The organism is Nocardioides sp. CPCC 205120 (assembly GCF_048654585.1).
Taxonomy (GTDB): Bacteria; Actinomycetota; Actinomycetes; order Propionibacteriales; family Nocardioidaceae; genus Nocardioides.
Map to the genome: position 1 here is coordinate 1,131,528 of NZ_JBMCYY010000001.1, position 17,595 is coordinate 1,149,122.

General features: G+C 74.9%; 20 protein-coding genes. 17 read left to right on the forward strand and 3 right to left on the reverse strand.

Annotated elements, in window-relative coordinates; translation table 11 throughout:
* Positions 1 to 191 precede the first annotated feature (191 nt).
* From ssd to ACOACO_RS05280, 7 genes are all read left to right on the forward strand, one after another.
* Positions 192 to 1,361 (forward strand): septum site-determining protein Ssd, encoded by a 1,170-nt coding sequence (ssd, locus tag ACOACO_RS05250; RefSeq protein WP_420295188.1) that lies wholly within the window; start codon positions 192 to 194, stop codon positions 1,359 to 1,361.
* Entirely contained in the window at positions 1,358 to 2,533 is a 1,176-nt protein-coding gene (locus ACOACO_RS05255) for a TadA family conjugal transfer-associated ATPase (protein WP_420295189.1), read from the forward strand. Before ssd ends, ACOACO_RS05255 begins: the two co-directional genes overlap by 4 nt.
* Positions 2,530 to 3,348: a type II secretion system F family protein gene (locus tag ACOACO_RS05260; RefSeq protein ID WP_420295190.1), complete on the forward strand. Its 819-nt coding sequence runs from the start codon at positions 2,530 to 2,532 to the stop codon at positions 3,346 to 3,348. Before ACOACO_RS05255 ends, ACOACO_RS05260 begins: the two co-directional genes overlap by 4 nt.
* Positions 3,345 to 4,067: a type II secretion system F family protein gene (locus tag ACOACO_RS05265; protein WP_420295191.1), complete on the forward strand. Its 723-nt coding sequence runs from the start codon at positions 3,345 to 3,347 to the stop codon at positions 4,065 to 4,067. Before ACOACO_RS05260 ends, ACOACO_RS05265 begins: the two co-directional genes overlap by 4 nt.
* 190 nt (positions 4,068 to 4,257) lie before the next feature.
* Positions 4,258 to 4,473 carry a DUF4244 domain-containing protein gene (locus tag ACOACO_RS05270; RefSeq protein ID WP_420295192.1) on the forward strand — a complete coding sequence of 72 codons (216 nt, stop codon included), beginning with the start codon at positions 4,258 to 4,260 and terminating at the stop codon, positions 4,471 to 4,473.
* 71 nt (positions 4,474 to 4,544) lie between these two features.
* Positions 4,545 to 4,874, forward strand: a complete 330-nt coding sequence (locus tag ACOACO_RS05275) for a TadE family type IV pilus minor pilin (protein ID WP_420295193.1) — start codon at positions 4,545 to 4,547, stop codon at positions 4,872 to 4,874.
* Between the two features lie 14 nt (positions 4,875 to 4,888).
* Positions 4,889 to 5,329: an Rv3654c family TadE-like protein gene (locus ACOACO_RS05280; RefSeq protein WP_420296301.1), complete on the forward strand. Its 441-nt coding sequence runs from the start codon at positions 4,889 to 4,891 to the stop codon at positions 5,327 to 5,329.
* Here the strand turns inward: ACOACO_RS05280 and ACOACO_RS05285 are convergent.
* Entirely contained in the window at positions 5,311 to 7,647 is a 2,337-nt protein-coding gene (locus ACOACO_RS05285; RefSeq protein WP_420295194.1) for a DEAD/DEAH box helicase, read from the reverse strand. The genes ACOACO_RS05280 and ACOACO_RS05285 overlap by 19 nt on opposite strands.
* A 237-nt stretch (positions 7,648 to 7,884) precedes the next feature.
* Between ACOACO_RS05285 and ACOACO_RS05290 the strand changes: the two genes are divergently transcribed.
* The 10 genes from ACOACO_RS05290 (at position 7,885) to ACOACO_RS05335 (ending at position 15,792) form a co-directional block, all read left to right on the forward strand.
* The gene (locus tag ACOACO_RS05290; protein WP_420295195.1) at positions 7,885 to 8,232 is read left to right on the forward strand and encodes an STAS domain-containing protein; all 348 of its coding nucleotides are present in this window, start codon (positions 7,885 to 7,887) and stop codon (positions 8,230 to 8,232) included.
* Between the two features lie 185 nt (positions 8,233 to 8,417).
* Positions 8,418 to 8,573 (forward strand): hypothetical protein, encoded by a 156-nt coding sequence (locus tag ACOACO_RS05295; protein ID WP_420295196.1) that lies wholly within the window; start codon positions 8,418 to 8,420, stop codon positions 8,571 to 8,573.
* Positions 8,574 to 8,617: 44 nt separating this feature from the next.
* Positions 8,618 to 8,995: a metal-sensitive transcriptional regulator gene (locus ACOACO_RS05300; RefSeq protein ID WP_420295197.1), complete on the forward strand. Its 378-nt coding sequence runs from the start codon at positions 8,618 to 8,620 to the stop codon at positions 8,993 to 8,995.
* 50 nt (positions 8,996 to 9,045) lie between these two features.
* The gene (locus ACOACO_RS05305) at positions 9,046 to 9,249 is read left to right on the forward strand and encodes a heavy-metal-associated domain-containing protein (protein ID WP_420295198.1); all 204 of its coding nucleotides are present in this window, start codon (positions 9,046 to 9,048) and stop codon (positions 9,247 to 9,249) included.
* Positions 9,250 to 9,279: 30 nt separating this feature from the next.
* A complete protein-coding gene (locus tag ACOACO_RS05310; protein WP_420295199.1) occupies positions 9,280 to 10,233 on the forward strand; it encodes an NUDIX hydrolase in 954 nt (317 codons plus the stop codon).
* 217 nt (positions 10,234 to 10,450) lie between these two features.
* Entirely contained in the window at positions 10,451 to 11,560 is a 1,110-nt protein-coding gene (gene pstS / locus ACOACO_RS05315) for a phosphate ABC transporter substrate-binding protein PstS (protein WP_420295200.1), read from the forward strand.
* Between the two features lie 91 nt (positions 11,561 to 11,651).
* A complete protein-coding gene (gene pstC, locus ACOACO_RS05320; RefSeq protein ID WP_420295201.1) occupies positions 11,652 to 12,626 on the forward strand; it encodes a phosphate ABC transporter permease subunit PstC in 975 nt (324 codons plus the stop codon).
* Entirely contained in the window at positions 12,623 to 13,699 is a 1,077-nt protein-coding gene (gene pstA, locus ACOACO_RS05325) for a phosphate ABC transporter permease PstA (RefSeq protein WP_420295202.1), read from the forward strand. The genes pstC and pstA overlap by 4 nt, the downstream gene beginning before the upstream one ends.
* A gap of 24 nt (positions 13,700 to 13,723) precedes the next feature.
* Complete coding sequence (gene pstB, locus ACOACO_RS05330) at positions 13,724 to 14,503, forward strand: phosphate ABC transporter ATP-binding protein PstB (protein WP_420295203.1); 780 nt, start codon at positions 13,724 to 13,726, stop codon at positions 14,501 to 14,503.
* Between the two features lie 233 nt (positions 14,504 to 14,736).
* The gene (locus ACOACO_RS05335) at positions 14,737 to 15,792 is read left to right on the forward strand and encodes a hypothetical protein (protein ID WP_420295204.1); all 1,056 of its coding nucleotides are present in this window, start codon (positions 14,737 to 14,739) and stop codon (positions 15,790 to 15,792) included.
* Between the two features lie 155 nt (positions 15,793 to 15,947).
* Here the strand turns inward: ACOACO_RS05335 and ACOACO_RS05340 are convergent, their stop codons facing one another.
* Together ACOACO_RS05340 and ACOACO_RS05345 are read right to left on the reverse strand one after the other, a co-directional pair.
* A complete protein-coding gene (locus ACOACO_RS05340; protein ID WP_420295205.1) occupies positions 15,948 to 16,970 on the reverse strand; it encodes an inorganic phosphate transporter in 1,023 nt (340 codons plus the stop codon).
* Between the two features lie 3 nt (positions 16,971 to 16,973).
* Positions 16,974 to 17,591: a DUF47 domain-containing protein gene (locus tag ACOACO_RS05345; RefSeq protein WP_420295206.1), complete on the reverse strand. Its 618-nt coding sequence runs from the start codon at positions 17,589 to 17,591 to the stop codon at positions 16,974 to 16,976.
* Positions 17,592 to 17,595 lie beyond the last annotated feature (4 nt).

A 17,595-nucleotide genomic window follows, 5' to 3' on the forward strand; every position in this document is an offset into this window, starting at 1 on the left:
TCGACGCGTGGCCTCCACCGTGGCGCCTGCGGGGCGCGTGCGGGAGGTGGAACGTTCCGGTACGTCGGGACCCCGGGTACGGCGCTCCCCGCGCGCCGCTTCTCGTCCCCAGGTCGGGGCGGCGGCGCAGTCGTCCCCAGGTCGGCAGGTGCGGGGGCCGAGGCCCCGTCGCGGCCGCCACCGTGGGCCCTATGTGGACACGAGCGAGGAGCGGCGCGGCCCGACCCGACCCGACGGAGACCGGGGAGCCGGGGGCGCCGCCCCTGCTGGCCACGGCCGACCCCGACCTGCGCGCGGCGGTGGAGCGCCTGGCCGCGGCGACGGGCGCCGGCCTCGAGGTGGTGGCCGACGCGGTGGCGGCGCTGGCGCGGTGGCAGTCGGCGCCGCTGGTGCTGGTCGGTACCGACCTGGCGCCGGCCCTGGGGGACCTGCGCCCGGCGCGCCGCGACGCGGTGCACCTGCTCGCGGCGGCGGACCCGCCGCCGGCCACCTACCGGGCGGCGGTCGAGCTCGGCGCGTGCAGCGTCGCGGCGCTGCCCGGGGCGACGGAGTGGCTCGCCGAGCAGCTCGGGGACCAGGAGGACGCACGCGGGGGCTCGCGGGCGGTGGCCGTCGTCGGGGGCAGCGGGGGAGCGGGCGCGACGGTCCTGGCGTGCGCCGTGGGCGCGGTGGCCGCGTCGGCCGGCCCCACCGTCGTGGTCGACCTCGACCCCTGGGGCCCCGGCACCGACCGCGTGCTCGGTCTCGACGACGCGGACGGCGTGCGGTGGGAGGCCCTCGCCGGCACGCTCGGCCGCATCGGCGGGCGGGCGCTGCGCGAGGCGCTCCCGCGCAGGGACGACCTGGGGGTCCTGACGTGGGGCGGCCCGGGAGGTCCGGCAGGTCCGGGAGGGCCGCGGGGCGGCGGGGCTGCGGGCGGGGTGCTGCCGGTGGCGGGGGACGACGAGCCTCCGCTCGAGGTGGTGCGGGAGGTGCTGGCCGCCGCGGGCCGCGGTCACGACACCGTGGTGCTGGACCTGCCGCGCCGGGCCGACGACCGCACCGCTGAGCTCGCCGCCCGCACCGACCTGGTGGTCGTGGTCGTCGACCCCACCCTCACCGGAGTCTCCTCGGCGGCCCGGGTGGTCGCCTGGCTCGGGGGCGCGACGCCGGTCGGCGTCGTCGTGCGCGGCCCGGGTGCCCGTCCCGAGCAGGTGGCCCGGGCGGTCGACGCACCGCTGCTGGGTGAGCTCCGCACGCGTCCGCGGCTGGTCGAGCCCGTGCTCCTCGGTGTGGGCCCGCTGCGCGTCCGGGGCCCGTTGGCGACGGTCGCGGCCCAGGTGCTCGACGCCGTCGGGGTCGCCGCGGGGCGTGCGGCGTGAGCGCCGTGCCGCACCTGGTCGACGCCGTCCGCGACCGCCTCGCCGGTGAGCTGGCCGAGCCGGGTGCCCTCACGCCGCGCAGCGTCGCGGCCGCCCTGCGCGACCTCGGCCGCCCGGTCGGCGACGCCACCGTGCTGGCGGTGCACGAGGAGCTGCGGCGCGAGGTCGGCGGGGCCGGTCCCCTGGAGCCGCTGCTGCGTCTGCCGGACGTCACCGACGTGCTGGTGAACGGGGCGGACGACGTCTTCATCGACGTCGGCGCCGGGCTCGAGCGCACCGACGTCCGGTTCGTCGACGAGGCGGCGGTCCGCCGGCTGGCGCAGCGGCTGGCGGCCCGGGCCGGGCGCCGGCTCGACGACGCCGTGCCCCACGTCGACGCCCGGCTGCCCGACGGCACGCGGCTGCACGCCGTGCTGGCCCCGGTGGCCCGGCCCGGCACGTTGGTCAGCCTCCGCGTGCCCCGCCCCGGCCGGCTCGGTCTCGACGACCTGCTCGAGCGCCGGGCGGTGACCCCGGAGGGCGCCCGGCTGCTCCACCGGCTCGTGGCGCGGCGCCGCGCCTTCCTCGTCAGCGGTGGCACGGGGTCGGGGAAGACGACGCTGCTCGGCGCCCTGCTCTCGCTGGCGCCGCGGCACGAGCGCATCGTGCTGGTCGAGGACTCCAGCGAGCTGCGGCCCGAGCACCCCCACGTCGTGGCGCTGGAGGCGCGGCCGGCCAACGTGGAGGGCGCGGGCGAGGTCACGCTGAGGACGCTGGTGCGCCAGGCCCTGCGCATGCGCCCCGACCGGCTCGTGGTCGGCGAGGTGCGCGGCGCCGAGGTGGTGGAGCTCCTCGCGGCGCTCAACACCGGGCACGAGGGTGGGTGCGGCACCGTGCACGCCAACAGCGCGCGGGACGTCGTCCCCCGGGTGGAGGCCCTCGCCCAGGCCGCCGGTCTGCCCCGCGACGCCGCCCACAGCCAGCTGGCCGCCGCGCTCGACGTCGTGCTGCACCTCGCCCGCGGGCGGGACGGCCGGCGCCGGCTCGCCGAGGTCGCGGTGCCGGTGCGCCGCCCCGACGGCCTCGTCGAGGCCTGGCCCGCGGTCGAGTTCGACGCGGCCGGCGGCGTCCGCCTCGGCCCGGGGGCCGAGCGGCTCGAGGAGCTCCTCGGCGCCCAGGACGGCGAGCCGTGAGCGGCCTCGTCGCCGGCGCCGCCGCGGGCGCGGCCGTGCTGCTGCTGGCGCCGTCGCGGCCGCGGCTCGGTGGTGGGGTCGGGAGCGGGATGGACGGCGCGGGTGGTGCGTCGCAGCCCCGCCGCCGGGCCGGCCCGCTCGTCGTCGCGGGCGCGGGCGCCGGCGTCACCGCGCTCGTCCTCGGCGGGGGCGGGATCGTGGCGGTCTGGGCGGCCCTCGGTACGGCGGTGCTGCTGGCCGGCCGGGCCCTCCTGGCCCGCCGCGCGTCGGCCCGTGCTGCGGCGGGCACGCGCGAGCGCGTGGTCGCCGTCTGCGAGGTGCTGGCCTCGGAGCTGCGCTCCGGGCGTCCGCCCGCGTCGGCCCTGGACGCCGCGGCGCAGGAGTGGCCGGCGGTGGGTGGGGTGCGGCGCGCGGAGCGCCTCGGCGCGGACGTGCCGACCGCCTGGCGGGCGCTGGCCCGGGTGCCGGGGGCGGACGACCTCCGACTGGTCGCGGCCGCCTGGCAGGTCAGCGCCCGCACCGGCGCCGGGCTCGCCGAGGCCCTGGCGCGGGTGGCCGCGCTGGCCCGCTCCACGCAGGCCACCCGCCGCGTCGTCGCCTCCGAGCTGGCCTCCGCCCGGGCGACGGCCCGCCTCATGGCCGGGCTGCCGGTGGTGGCGCTGCTCATGGGCGGCACGACGGGCGGCGACCCGGTCCGGTTCCTCACCGCGACGCCGGTCGGGCTGGGCTGCCTCGCCGGCGGCCTGGCCGCGGGGTTCCTCGGCCTGTGGTGGATCGAGGCGATCGCTGACGACGTCACCCGGTCGGCGACGTGATCGGCGCCGCGGTCGTGGCGGCGCTCTGCGCGGCCGGGGCGTTCCTGCTGCTCGGGCCTCCCGCGCCGCGGGTGCGGGCGCCGTCCCGCGGTGGGGAGGGTCCCGGTCGCGCCGACCTCCTCCAGCGCTGGGCCCCCGCGTGGTGCGCGTGCGCCGCGCTCGGGGTCGTGTCGTTCGTCGGCGGTCCGCTGGGCTGGCTCTTGGGCGCCGGCGCCGCCGCCGGTCTGTGGACGCTGCTGCGCCGCTCCGAGCCGGCCTCCGTCCGGCGCCACCGGGCGCGCCTGCGCCGGGAGCTGCCCGCCTTCGTCGAGATGTACGGCGCGGCCCTCGGCTCCGGCGCCGCCCCCGGCCCGGCGCTCGACGTCGTGCGCGCCGCCCTGCCCGGCCCCGCGGCCGACGAGCTCGCGCCGGTGGCCGCCCGTCTCGGGCTGGGGCTCGAACCCGCGCAGGTCTGGGCGCGCCTCGGTGCCGACAGTCCGCCGCTGGCCCCGCTGGGCCGCGTGATGGTGCGGGCCCACGAGGCCGGTGCCGGCGTCACGGCCGCCGTCCTCGACCTGGCCGACGAGCTCGCCGCCCAGGAGCGCGCCGGGGTCGAGGACCGGGCGCGCACCGTCGGTGTGCGCGCCGCGGTGCCCCTGGGCGTGTGCCTGCTGCCGGCGTTCCTGCTGCTCGGCATCGTGCCGCTCGTGGCCGCCGCCGTCGACGGCATCCGGTGGTGAGGGTCGTGCCGCAAAGCGTCCCCAGCCGACGGCCCCGGACGGCCCGTCCACAGCCGACCGGCGGCCCGGCCCAGCGGCCCCCGCGGCGGCGGAGGGTGGCTGCGTCGCCCGAGGGGCGGCCCGGTCGGCGGTCCCGCGCCACCGGTCATCCGCGCCGGTCCGACCGGCGCGACACGAAGGAGGAGACACCGTGCGAGCACACCTGACGAAGCCCCGCCCGAGCCGGAGGGGCCGGTCCCCGCGCCGCCGCGACCAGCGGGGGATCACGACGGCGGAGTACGCCGTGGGCACCGCCGCCGGCGCCGGTCTGGCCGGGCTGGCCTACCAGCTGCTCACCGGCGGGCTCGGCAACCAGATGCTGACCTCGATGTTCGACCACGTCCTCGGTCTGATCGGGGTCGGGTGAGGGCCGGGCGTCGGCCGGCCGGTGCCGGCCGACGCCCCGCCCTGCGGGTCCGGTCGCGGGACCAGCGGGGCGTGGTGACGGCGGAGGCGGTCATGGTGCTGCCGGTGCTGGTGCTCGTCACGCTGGCCCTCAGCTGGCTCGTCGGCCTCGGCGTCACCCAGGTCCGCGTCGTCGACGCGGCCCGCGAGACCGCGCGGGCGGCGGCCCGCGACGACGACCCCGCGGCCAGCGTCGCGGCCGGCCGGCGGGTCGCGCCGGACGGGGCGTCGGTGTCGGTGGTCACCCGGGGAGACGAGGTCACGGCGACCGTGCACGTCGACGCGGGCGGCCCGCCGCTGCTCGGCTGGGTCCCCGGCGTCCGGCTGTCGGCGACCGCCGTCGCCGCCCGGGAGGAACGGTGAGCGCGCTCCCGCGGGTGCCGGGGCGACCGGACCGACACGCGGACCGACACGCCGACCGACGCGGGAGCCGTCGTGGAGGCCGGCGGGGCGAGGGTGGCTTCGCGACGGTGGCCGCGCTGGGCATGGTGATGGTGCTGGCGACGGTCGCGCTCGCCGTCGCGGTGGGCGCGGCCCTCGTGGTCGACCACCGGCGCGCGCAGGCCGCCGCCGACCTCGCGGCGCTGGCCGGGGCGACGGCCCTGGGACGCACGGGCGATGCCTGCGGAGCGGCCGCGACCACCGCGGCGGCGAACGCCGCGCGCCTGGCGTCGTGCGAGGTGATCGGACGCGACGTCCGCGTCGAGGTCGTGGTGGACCACGACTCCCTGGCGGGCCGGGTGGCCGAGCTGCGGGGCACCGCACGCGCCGGCCCGGCGGGCCGGGCGGAGCGGCCGGGTCAGGTCGGCGGTGCGTGACGCAGCAGGGCGTCGAGCAGGCGCCCGGCCGCCTCCTTGTCGAGCGGCTGGTTCTGGTTGCCGCACTTCGGCGACTGCACGCACGACGGGCAGCCCGCCGGGCACTCGCACCCCGCGATCGCCTCGCGCGTGGCCCGCAGCCAGGCGGGGGCGGCGGCGTACCCGCGCTCCGCGAAGCCCGCTCCGCCCGGGTGCCCGTCGTACACGAAGACGGTGAGCGTGCCGGTGTCCGGGTGCAGCACCGTCGAGACGCCGCCGATGTCCCAGCGGTCGCAGGTCGCGAAGAGCGGCAGCAGCCCGATCGAGCAGTGCTCCGCGGCGTGCGCGGCGCCCGGCAGGTCCATCGTGTCGATGCCGGTCTCCTCCAGCACGGCGGCCGGCACCGTCCACCACACCGCGCTCGTGCGCAGCGACCGGGTGGGCAGGTCGAGGGGCTGCTCGCCCATCACCTCGCCGCCGGGCTCGCGCCGGCGCAGGAACGACACCACCTGGTGGTTGACCTCCACGGTGCCCAGCGCGAGCCGGCACCCGCCCCAGTCCGTCGACTCCGACGTCGCGACGACCTGGATGTCGGTGACCTCCCGGGCCGAGGTCGAGTACGGCGGGTCCGCCCGCCGCATCACCGCGACGTGCTCCTCCAGGTCGAGGGACTCCACCAGCCAGGTCTCCCCGAGGTGCAGGTAGACCGCGCCCTCGTGGGCCTCGCCGTGCGCGCGGGCCGCGTCCACCGTGCCGACCACCCGACCCGTGTCCGCCTCGATCAGCTGCACCGCGCGACCTCCGCTCGACCGGAGGTCGGCCAGCTCGCTGGCGCGGCGGCGGTCGGTCCAGAACCAGCCGTGCGGGCGACGGCGCAGCAGCCCGGCCGCCACCAGCTGCTCCACGATCCCCGCGGCGGTCGGTCCGAAGAGCGGCAGGTCGTCCGGGGTCAGCGGCAGCTCGGCGGCCGCGGCGCACAGGTGGGGGGCGAGCACGTAGGGGTTGCCGGGGTCGAAGACGGTGGCCTCGACGGGGGCCGAGAACAGGGCCTCGGGGTGGGTGACGAGGTAGGTGTCCAGCGGGTCGTCGCGCGCCACGAGCACGCCGAGCGCGTCCTGCCCCTCGCGACCGGCGCGGCCGACCTGCTGCCACAGCGCCGCCCGGGTGCCGGGGAAGCCCGTGACGAGCACCGCGTCGAGCCCGGCCACGTCGATGCCCAGCTCGAGTGCGTTCGTCGCCGCGAGCGCCAGCAGGTCGCCCGAGCGCAGCGCCCCCTCGATCGCGCGCCGCTCCTCGGGGAGGTAGCCACCCCGGTACGACGTGACCCGCCCCGCGAGCGAGGCGTCGACCTCGGAGAGGTGGGCGCGGGTCGAGCGCGCGACCTGCTCGGCCCCGCGGCGCGAGCGCACGAAGGCCAGGGACCGCACCCCGTCGACGACGAGGTCGGCGAGGAGGTCGGCCGCCTCCGAGGTCGCGGCGCGGCGCACGGGCGCCCCGTTCTCACCGGCGAACGACGTCAGCGCGGGCTGCCACAGCGCGACCGCGACCTCGCCGCGCGGCGAGCCGTCGAGCGTCACCGCCTCCACCTCCAGGCCGGTGAGCCGGCCGGCCGTGCCCGCCGGGTCGGCCGCGGTGGCCGAGGCGAGCACGAAGGTGGGGGACGCGCCGTACCGCGCCGCCACCCGGCGCAGCCGCCGCAGCACCTGCGCCACGTGGGCGCCGAACACGCCCCGGTAGTGGTGGCACTCGTCCACGACCACGTAGCGCAGCGAGCGCCAGAACGTCGCCCAGCGCGCGTGGTCGGGCAGCATCGAGTGGTGGAGCATGTCGGGGTTGGTCAGCACGTACTCCGCGTGGTCCCGCGTCCAGTCCCGCAGCTCGGGCGGGCTGTCCCCGTCGTGCGTCGTCACCCGCACGCCCGTCCCGAGCGCCTCGAGCCCGGCCCGCTGGTCGGCGGCCAGCGCCTTGGTGGGGGAGACGTAGAGGGTGGTGGCGCCCCGCCGCCCGCGACTGTTGCGCTCCTCCAGCGCGGCGCTGAGCGCCGGCAGCGCGTAGGCCAGCGACTTGCCCGACGCGGTCCCGGTCGCCACGACCACGTGCCGCCCGGCCCGTGCGGCGTCGGCCGCGTGCACCTGGTGGCTCCACGGCAGCACGAGGCCGTTCCGCTCGTACGCCGCCCGCACGTCCGCGTGCACCCACCCGGGCCAGGCGGCCGTGGTGGCCTCCCGGGCCGGCACCACCTCCACGTGCCGCAGCCGCTCGCGCCGGTCGCCCGTGGCCGCGAGGCGGGCCAGGCGGGGCGGCAGCGTGCCCGCGGGGCACGGGTGGGTGGTGGTCACGTATCGAGTGTCGCAAGGACCACCGACAACAACGGGCGGCGGGCGGCGGGCGGCGGGCGGCGCGGCGGGCGGGCCGGCGGGCGGCGGCGACGGCGGCGTCGCCCCCGCGTGCGGCCGGGGACCGCGTGACGGGTCTGCCTGCGGGCAGGGGCCCCGACATGGTTTGATAGCCCAGGCACTGTTCGGGGGACTGTGCCCCTGAGAGCCGAGAGCACGCCCCGTGCCTGAGGAGACGACGTGGATCTGACTCTTGCGACCAGCGAGAACGATGGCAAGACCATCGTCGCGGTGGGTGGCGAGATCGACGTCTACACGGCTCCGCGGCTGCGCGACCGGATCACCGAGCTGGTGGCGGCGGGTGCCTACGACCTGGTGATCGACATGGAGGCCGTCGAGTTCCTCGACTCCACGGGCCTCGGCGTCCTCGTCGGCGGCCTCAAGAAGGTCCGCGCCCACAACGGCTCCCTGCAGCTGATCTGCAGCCAGGACCGCCTCCTCAAGATCTTCCGCATCACCGGGCTGGCGAAGGTGTTCGTCATCCACGCGTCCCTCGCGGCCGCGCTCTCGCCCGCCGACGCCTCCTGACGTCGCCCGTCGCCCGCTACACGGGGCGACCGCCGGCCCCGACCGGCGCGGACGGGCCACTCGGCACCACCCGTGCGGACTAGACAGCCTGGTCCGATCGGGTCGTTCTGGCCGGTCCGCCGTTTCCGGTCACCACCCCTGGGGCACTCTGGACCGGTGCGCGTGCGGTGGTGGAGGTGAGCGGGATGAGCGATCAGTTCGACGTCACGCTCGAGGACTCCGTGCTGCTGTCGGAGGTCGAGCTGACCACCAACCTCATGGTCGCGGCCAGCCAGTCCGAGGGCAGCCTGACCCTCGAGGAGATCGACCGCATCCTCGGCGTCGACGCCCACGACGCCTGAGCGGGCCATCCCGACCGATACCCCCACGGGGTATGCTCGGTCCCATGACGTCCCCCCGTCCGACCGGCGCCGTCGAGGCCGTCGATCCCGTCGACACCGCTGCAGACGAGCCCGGCGAGCACCACGTGCACGGCGAGCACCACGTGCACGGCTACATCGGCCACAAGGACGAGATCCTGCGCCGCCTGCGCCGCATCGAGGGCCAGGCCCGGGGCCTGCAGCGCATGGTCGAGGACGAGAAGTACTGCATCGACATCCTCACCCAGGTCTCCGCGATGACCCGCGCTCTCCACGTCGTCTCGGTGACCCTCCTCGGGGACCACCTGTCGCACTGCGTGGTCGACGCCGCGCGGGCGGGCGGCGACGAGGCCGACGCCAAGATCCAGGAGGCGGTCGACGCCATCGGCCGCCTCGTCCGCTGATCCACCCACCACCCCGCCCCGTGCGGCGGGGACGACCACGGAGGTAAGCCATGAGCACCGAGACCTACACCGTCACCGGCATGACCTGCGGCCACTGCGTCGCGTCCGTCCGCGAGGAGGTCGGGGAGATCCCCGGCGTGCAGGACGTCCAGGTGGACCTCGAGTCCGGTCGCGTCACCGTCACCAGCGAGTCGGCCATCGACCGCGAGGTCGTCGCGGCCGCGGTCGACGAGGCGGGCTACGCCCTGGCCTGACCTGCCCGGGGCCCGTGTGAGACTGGGCCCATGAGTGCCGGGGTCGCCCGTGGAGCCGATGGTCCTGCCGACCCCCGAGCCACGGCCGTGGTCCGCGCCGCGGGCGCGGTGGTGACCCGGCCGGGCCACGAGGTCCTCCTGGTCCACCGCCCCCGGTACGACGACTGGTCGTTCCCCAAGGGCAAGGTCGACCCCGGCGAGCACGTCACCGCCACCGCCGTCCGCGAGGTCGCGGAGGAGACGGGCCTCGTCGTGCGGCTGGGGGTGCCGCTGACCCGCCAGCGCTACGAGGTCGCGGCCCGGGCCGGCTCCCGCGGCAAGACGGTGGACTACTGGTCCGCCCGGGTCGTGGGCCCCGACGACGTCGCGGGATACCGCCGCGGGGACGAGATCGACGAGGTCGTGTGGCTGCCGTTCGCCGAGGCCGCGGACCGGCTCACCTACCCGCACGACCGCCGTACCCTCGCCGAGGCGGTGGAGCTGCCCCGCCGTACCGGCGCCCTCGTCGTCCTCCGCCACGGCGACGCCCGCCCGCGCTCGTCGTGGGACGCCCTCGACCCGCTGCGCCCCCTCGCCGACCGGGGGCACGAGCAGGCGCGGGGCTGGGTGCCGATCCTGGGGGCCTACGGCGTCGACGAGGTCGTGAGCTCGCCCAGCACGCGGTGCGTGCAGACGGTGGCGCCGTTCCTCGACGCGGCCGGGCTCGAGCCCGACCTGCACCCCTGCCTGAGCGAGGAGGGGGCCGACGCCCGCTCGGTACGCCGCCTCGTCACCGCCCTGCTCGAGGGCCGGCGTCGCGCCGTGCTCTGCACGCACCGCCCGGTGCTCCCGCTCGTGTACGACGCGCTCGCCGCCCACGCCCGCCCCGGCGTCGCCACGCGCCCGTCGGGGCAGCTCGCGAAGGGGGCGGCGATCGTCGCGCACCACCACCGCGGTGCGGTCGTCACGACGGAGACCGTCACGCCCGCCACGACGTCCGAGTGAGTGCGGGGAGGGGCTCCTCGCGGTCCGCGGAGGTGACCCACGTCATGCCGTCAACCCCTACTGGCCGGTGTTCACCGTCTCGTCGCCGTACGCCCGCCCGGACGTACCCGTCTGGGTCGGGAGCGTTCACTGCTCGTTCACTGACGCCGACGGATCCGTACACCCGACCTCCTTACGTTCCCTGCGTCAGTTCATCCGAAACTTCAGGAGACTCGTAGTGAAGCGCAGTTCTTACAGCCGGTACCTCGTGCCCGGCGTGGCCGTCCTGGCCCTCACGCTCTCGGCCTGCGGCGCCGGCAACGAGGACGAGGGCAATGGTGGTCTCAGCGACGACCAGGCCAGCGACGCCGCGGAGCTCTCGGGCACCCTCAACGGCGCCGGTGCCTCCACGCAGGAGGCCGTGATGGGCGTGTGGCGCGGCAACTTCCAGAGCGCTGCCTCCGACGTCACGGTCAACTACGACCCCGCCGGCTCCGGCGCGGGCCGCGAGCAGTTCATCGCGGGCGGCGTGCAGTTCGCCGGCTCGGACGCGTACCTGGACGAGGAGGAGCTGACCGCCGCCACCGAGCGCTGCAACGGCACCACCCCGATCGAGATCCCGTCGTACGTCGCGCCGATCGCGGTCGCGTACAACCTCCCGGGCGTCGAGGACCTGCAGCTGTCCGGCGAGACCGTCGCGCAGATCTTCAACAACCAGATCACGAACTGGAACGACCCGGCCATCGCCGCGGACAACCCGGACGCGACGCTGCCCGACCTGGCGATCAACCCGGTCTTCCGCGGTGACGCCTCGGGCACCACCGAGAACTTCACCACCTACCTCGACGCCACCACGTCGTGGCCGCACGGCCCGGTCGAGGACTGGCCGGCCACCGGCGAGGCCGCCACCGGCACGTCGGGCGTCATCGAGGTCGTCTCCGGCACCGAGGGCTCGATCGGCTACGCCGACGGCTCGCAGGTGGAGGAGGCCGGTCTCTCGGCCGCCGCGATCGGCGTCGGCGAGGAGTTCGTGGCCCCGACCCCCGAGGCCGCCGGCCAGATCTTGACCGCGTCGACCCCTGTCCCGGGTCGCGACGCCGAGGTCGACCTCGCGGTCGACATCGACTACACGACGCAGGAGTCGGGCACCTACCCGATCGTGCTCGCGTCGTACCTGATCGCCTGCCAGTCCTACGAGGACTCGAACGAGGCCGAGCTGGTCAAGGGCTTCCTCGAGTACATCCTCTCCCCGGAGGGCCAGGAGTCCGGCACGAACGACGCCGGCGCCGCTCCGCTGCCCGACGAGCTCCGGGAGAAGGCGGCCGCGGCCGTCGAGAAGATCTCCTGATCAACCGCACATGACCGACCGTTCGGCGGCACGTCCCCACGGGGGCGTGCCGCCGAACGGCGGTGTGCACGAAGAGAAAGTGTGAGGCAGCGTGCCCTCTACCGACACCGTGAAGGCGCCCCCGCCGGATCGTGAGCCGGCCGTCAAGAAGCGCTCCACCGAGCGCCCTGGCGACCGCATCTTCCGCGGCACCGCCGTCGGCGCGGCGACCCTCATCCTGGTCGCGCTCGCCGGCGTCGCGATCTTCCTGACCGTCGAGGGTGTCCCCGGCCTCACCGCCGAGCCCGACGCCATGAGCGGGCAGGCGAGCTTCATCGGCTACGCCCTGCGCCTGGTCTACGGCACGCTGCTGGCGGCCATCATCGCGCTCGTCGTCGCCACGCCCCTCTCGATCGGCATGGCCCTGGTGATCTCCCACTACGCGCCGCGTCGCCTCGCCACCCCCCTCGGCTACGTCGTCGACCTCCTCGCCGCCGTGCCCAGCGTCGTCTACGGCCTCTGGGGCATCCTGTTCCTCGGCCCGCGCATGGGCGACCTCTTCGGCTGGCTCGAGGAGAACCTCGGCTTCATCCCGCTCTTCGCCGGCCCGGCCGCCGGCAGCGGCCGCACCATCTTCACCGCCGGCCTCGTGCTGGCGATCATGGTGCTGCCGATCATCACGGCCATCTGCCGCGAGATCTTCGCGCAGACCCCGAAGCTGCACGAGGAGGCCGCCCTCGCGCTCGGCGCCACGCGCTGGGAGATGGTGCGGATGGCCGTCTTCCCCTACGCCCGATCGGGCATGGTGTCGGCCACGATGCTGGGCCTGGGCCGCGCGCTCGGTGAGACCATGGCCGTCGCGATGGTGCTGGCCGCCTCGGGCACCGGGTTCGTGACCCTCAACCTGATCTCGACGCAGAACCCCAACACCATCGCCGCCAACATCGCGCGTGAGTTCCCCGAGGCGACCGGCACCTCGGTCAACGTGCTCATCGCGAGCGGCCTGGTCCTCTTCGTCATCACCTTCGCCGTGAACTTCGCGGCGCGCGCCATCGTGGCCCGGAGCGGGAAGAAGATGAACCGATGACCACCCTCGAGAAGAACCCCACGCCCGTGCGGGACGACATGCCCCTGTCGGGGCCCCGCCTGCCGGCGTACGCGCCGCTGCTCGCGGTCGTCGCGGCCATCGCCGTCGGTGGTGCGCTGGCGCTCGTGCTCGGCGCCGGCGTCGTCGCCGCCGCGTTCCTCGCCATCGTGGCCTTCGTGGTGCTGCTCCCGCTGTGGTCGCGCGTCGTCGAGGGCAAGCGCAGCGCCGTCGACCGCCTGGTCGCCGCTCTCGTGTGGGTGGCGCTGCTGGCGGCGATCGTCCCGCTGGTGTCCCTCATCTGGACGGTCGTCAGCAAGGGCGCCCCGGCGCTCTCGGCGGACTTCTTCACCTACTCGATGCGCAGCGTCTTCGGCGACGCGCAGGGCGGCATCTACCACGCCCTCATCGGCACGGTCCTGGTCACGATCGCGGCGACCGTCATCTCCGTGCCCATCGGCATCTTCACGGCGATCTACCTCGTCGAGTACGGCACGGGCAGCCGCCTCGCCCGGGCCATCACCTTCCTGGTGGACGTCATGACGGGCATCCCGTCGATCGTCGCCGGCCTGTTCGCCTACGCGCTGTTCGTGCTGTTCTTCGGCCCGGGCGTGCGCATGGGCTTCGGTGGTTCGGTGGCCCTCTCCCTGCTGATGATCCCGGTCGTGGTGCGCTCCACCGAGGAGATGCTCAAGCTGGTTCCCGGTGAGCTGCGGGAGGCGGCGTACGCTCTGGGTGTGCCCAAGTGGCGGACCATCACCAAGGTGGTGCTGCCGACCGCCATGAGCGGCATCGTGACCGGCGTGACCCTGGCGATCGCGCGCGTCATCGGCGAGACGGCCCCGCTGCTCATCATCGCGGGCAAGACGGACTCGGTGAACTTCAACCTGTTCGACGAGCGCATGGCGACGCTGCCGGTGTTCATCTACTACAGCTACACGCAGCCGGGTCTGCCGGCGTCCGCCGGTCACGAGCGAGCCTGGGGCGCGGCCCTCGTCCTCATCGCGATCGTCATGATCCTCAACGTGCTCGCCCGCGTGATCGGCAAGGCGTTCGCACCCAAGACCGGCCGCTGAGCCGAGAGAAGGAAAGCACTCCCCATGGCCAAGAGCATCGACGTCTCCGACCTCGACATCTACTACGGCGACTTCCTCGCCGTGCAGGGCGTCAACATGACGATCCGGGCGCGCAGCGTGACGGCCTTCATCGGCCCCTCGGGCTGCGGCAAGTCGACCTACCTCCGCTCGCTCAACCGCATGCACGAGGTCATCCCCGGCGCGCGCGTCGAGGGCAAGATCGTGGTCGACGGGCAGGACCTCTACGGCAACGGCGTCGACCCCGTCGCCGTGCGCCGCCAGATCGGCATGGTCTTCCAGCGGCCCAACCCGTTCCCCACCATGTCGATCTACGACAACGTGCTCGCCGGCAACCGCCTCAACGCCAAGAAGATGAAGAAGTCCGAGGCGGACGACATCGTCGAGCGCTCCCTCAAGGGCGCGAACCTGTGGGGCGAGGTCAAGGACCGTCTCGGCAAGCCCGGCATGGGCCTGTCGGGTGGTCAGCAGCAGCGCCTGTGCATCGCCCGCGCCATCGCGGTCGAGCCCGAGGTGCTCCTGATGGACGAGCCGTGCTCCGCGCTCGACCCCATCTCGACCTCCGCGATCGAGGACCTCATCCACGAGCTGAAGTCGCAGTACACGATCGTCATCGTCACCCACAACATGCAGCAGGCGGCCCGCGTCTCCGACGAGACCGGCTTCTTCAACCTCAAGGGCGCCGGCCAGCCCGGCCACCTGGTCGAGTTCAACCCGACCGAGAAGGTCTTCGCGAACCCGGACAACGAGGCCACCGAGGCCTACATCTCCGGCCGCTTCGGCTGAGCCGCCGCCCCCACGGGGCACCCCCCACGCAGGGCCCGCAGCAGGTACGCCGTACCCGCTGCGGGCCCTGCGCCGTCTCTGGCTCCGGCCCGCCGCCCGGCCCCGCCACCAGATCGCGTAGTCCCTGACGTTCTCGACGTCTGGCACGGCGTGTCGCGTCGAGAACGTCAGGGACTACGTCGGGCTGTGGACGACCGCGAGCACCGACGGCGTCCGCCGGGCACGCTGCGCGGGTGGGTACGTCGGAAGGGCTGGAGGTGTTGCGCCGCGTCGTCGAGCGGCGCCGACCCCACCTGACGGTTCCGCGCCGCATCGACCGGGCGGGCGTCGACGGTCCCACGGAGCGTGCCGCTCGGCGTACGTGGCGGAGGTCCTCCCGGGGCCTGTACGTGCCGATCGAGGTCTCGACCGACGACGTCGAGCAGAGGATCGTCGAGGCAGCGGCCGGCGTCGTCGGACACCCCGGGGCGGTCACCGGATGGGCGGCGCTGCGGTGGATGGGCGGCCAGTGGTTCGACGGGTACGAGGGCGAGCGGGCCCTGCCCGTGCCCGTCGTGATCGCGACCTTCGACCGACGGCCTCAAGCCCATGTCGAGTACTCGGCCGAGCGGCTGGGGGTCGACGAGACGGTGCTGGTGGACGGGGTTCGCGTGACGGTTCCGGTCAGGTCGGCGACGTTCGAGATGCGCCGGGCGCGGAGCATCCGCGCGGCGGTACGTGTCGCTGACATGGCGGCGTACGACGACCTGGTCGACGTCGACGAGCTCCGCGCGTTCACGGCGACGCTCAACGGGTGGACGGGAGTGCGGACCCTCCGGGCGGCGATCCCGCACGTGGTGGAGAACTGCTGGTCCCCGCAGGAGTCGGGCCTCCGGTGGACCTGGACCGAGGATGCGGGGTGCCCCCGCCCGACGGCGAACGCGGCCGTCTTCGACCTGCGGGGCCGTCACGTAGCGACGGTCGACCTGCTCGACGAGGTCGCCGGCGTCGTCGGTGAGTACGACGGGGAGGTCCATCTCGCCGGCGGGCGTCGCCGCGCGGACCTCCAGCGCGAGGACCGGTTGCGCGGGCTGGGTCTGGAGTACGTCGCGTTCGTCGCCGGGATGTCGCGCGAGGAGCGGGTCGCACGGCTGCGCGCGGCGTACGCGCGTGCCGCGGAACGGCCAGCCGCCGGGCGGTCGTGGACGACGACGCCCCCACCGGGGTGGCGCAGCACGGCGACGGTCGCCTCGCGCCGGGCTCTCGAGCCGGGGGACCGCGACCGCCTGCTCCGGTACCGAGCGGCGTAGGACATCGGCCGTTCTCTACCGCGTGCCCCCGCCGCCCGTCGCTAGTCCCTGACGTTCTCGTCGCGACACGCCGTGCAAACCGTCGGAAACGTCAGGGACTACGCGTCGAAGTACGGCGGGGGGTGGGGCGGGCGGGGGGCGCTGGACGCCTCCGCTCAGGGCGCGACCTCGAACACGACGTGGGCGATCCAGTAGCCGGCGGCGCCGACGAGGCCGGCCATCGGGAACGTCAGGATCCAGGCCATGATGATGGACTTCGCGACACCCCAGCGCACGGCGGAGAAGCGCTTGGTGGCGCCGGCGCCCATGACGGCGGAGGTGATGGTGTGGGTCGTCGAGATGGGGGCCTCGAACGCGAAGGCGGTCGTGTAGAGCACGCCGGCCGCCACCGTCTCCGAGGCGAAGCCCCGGGGCGGGTCGAGGTCGATGATGCGGCGCCCGAGGGTGCGCATGATGCGCCAGCCACCGGCGTACGTGCCCAGCGAGATCGCCGCCGCGGCCGAGAAGATGACCCACAGGGGCAGGCCGTCGGACTGGGCGTAGAACCCGCCGGTGACGAGCGCCAGGAAGATGACGCCCATCGTCTTCTGGGCGTCCTGCAGACCGTGGCCGAGCGCCATCGCGGCGGCCGACAGGGTCTGCGCGACGCGGAAGCCGCGGTTGGTCCGGCCGGGGTTACTGCGACGGAAGATCCACATGATCGCCACCATCAGCGCGAACGCCGCCGCGAAGCCGAACAGCGGCGAGGCGATCATCGGGATGACGACCTTCTGCACGATGACGTCCCACTTCACCGTCGCGCCGCCCGCGAGCGCCGCGCCGACGAGCCCGCCGATGAGGGCGTGGGACGACGACGAGGGCAGGCCGAAGTACCAGGTGATGAGGTTCCAGGCGATCGCGCCGAGCAGGCCGGCGAGCACGATCACCAGGCCGTGGACGGCCGCCGACGTGGTCTCCGGGTTCGGGATGGTGATCACCGAGGCCACGGTGTTGGCGATCTCCTGGCCCAGGAAGGCGCCGACGAAGTTCATGACCGCCGCCATGGCCAGCGCGATGCGGGGCGTCAGGGCCCGGGTCGAGACGGACGTCGCGATCGCGTTGGCCGCGTCGTGGAAGCCGTTCGTGTAGTCGAACGTCAGGGCGACGACGACCACCACGACGACGATGGTGAGCTCCACCGCTCAGGACTCCTTGACGGCGATCGTCTCCACCCGGTTGGCCACGGTCTCGAAGGCGTCGATCGCGCGCTCGAGCGCCTCGACGATGTCCTTGAGCTTCAGCACCTCGATGGTCTTGTAGGACCCGCTGAAGAGGTTGGCCAGGGTGCGGCGGTGGTTCTTGTCGCCGGCGTTCTCCAGCCGGTTGATCTCGATCCAGTACTCCGAGAGGTCCTTCATGGTCCGCAGCCGCGGCATCGCGGCGGCGGTGACCTCGGCGCAGCGCTGGAGCACGTCGACCTGCTGACTCAGCTCGGGCGGCAGCGCCTTCACCTCGTACAGCAGGATCAGGTCCACCGCCTCGTCCATCTCGTCCATCACGTCGTCGAGGCCCGAGGCGAGGCCGTAGATGTCCTCGCGGTCGAACGGCGTGACGAACGTCGAGTTCACCTGGCGCACGATCGCGTGGGTGGTCTCGTCGGCGGCGTGCTCGGCGTCGCGCATGCGGCGGGCGACGTCCTCACGGTCGGCGCCGTCGGCGAGCATCTCGGCCAGCAGGCCGGACCCGACGACGAGGTGCTGGGCCGACTGCGAGAAGAGGTCGTAGAACGACCCCTCGACAGGGCGGAAGCGAAAAGCCACGGGA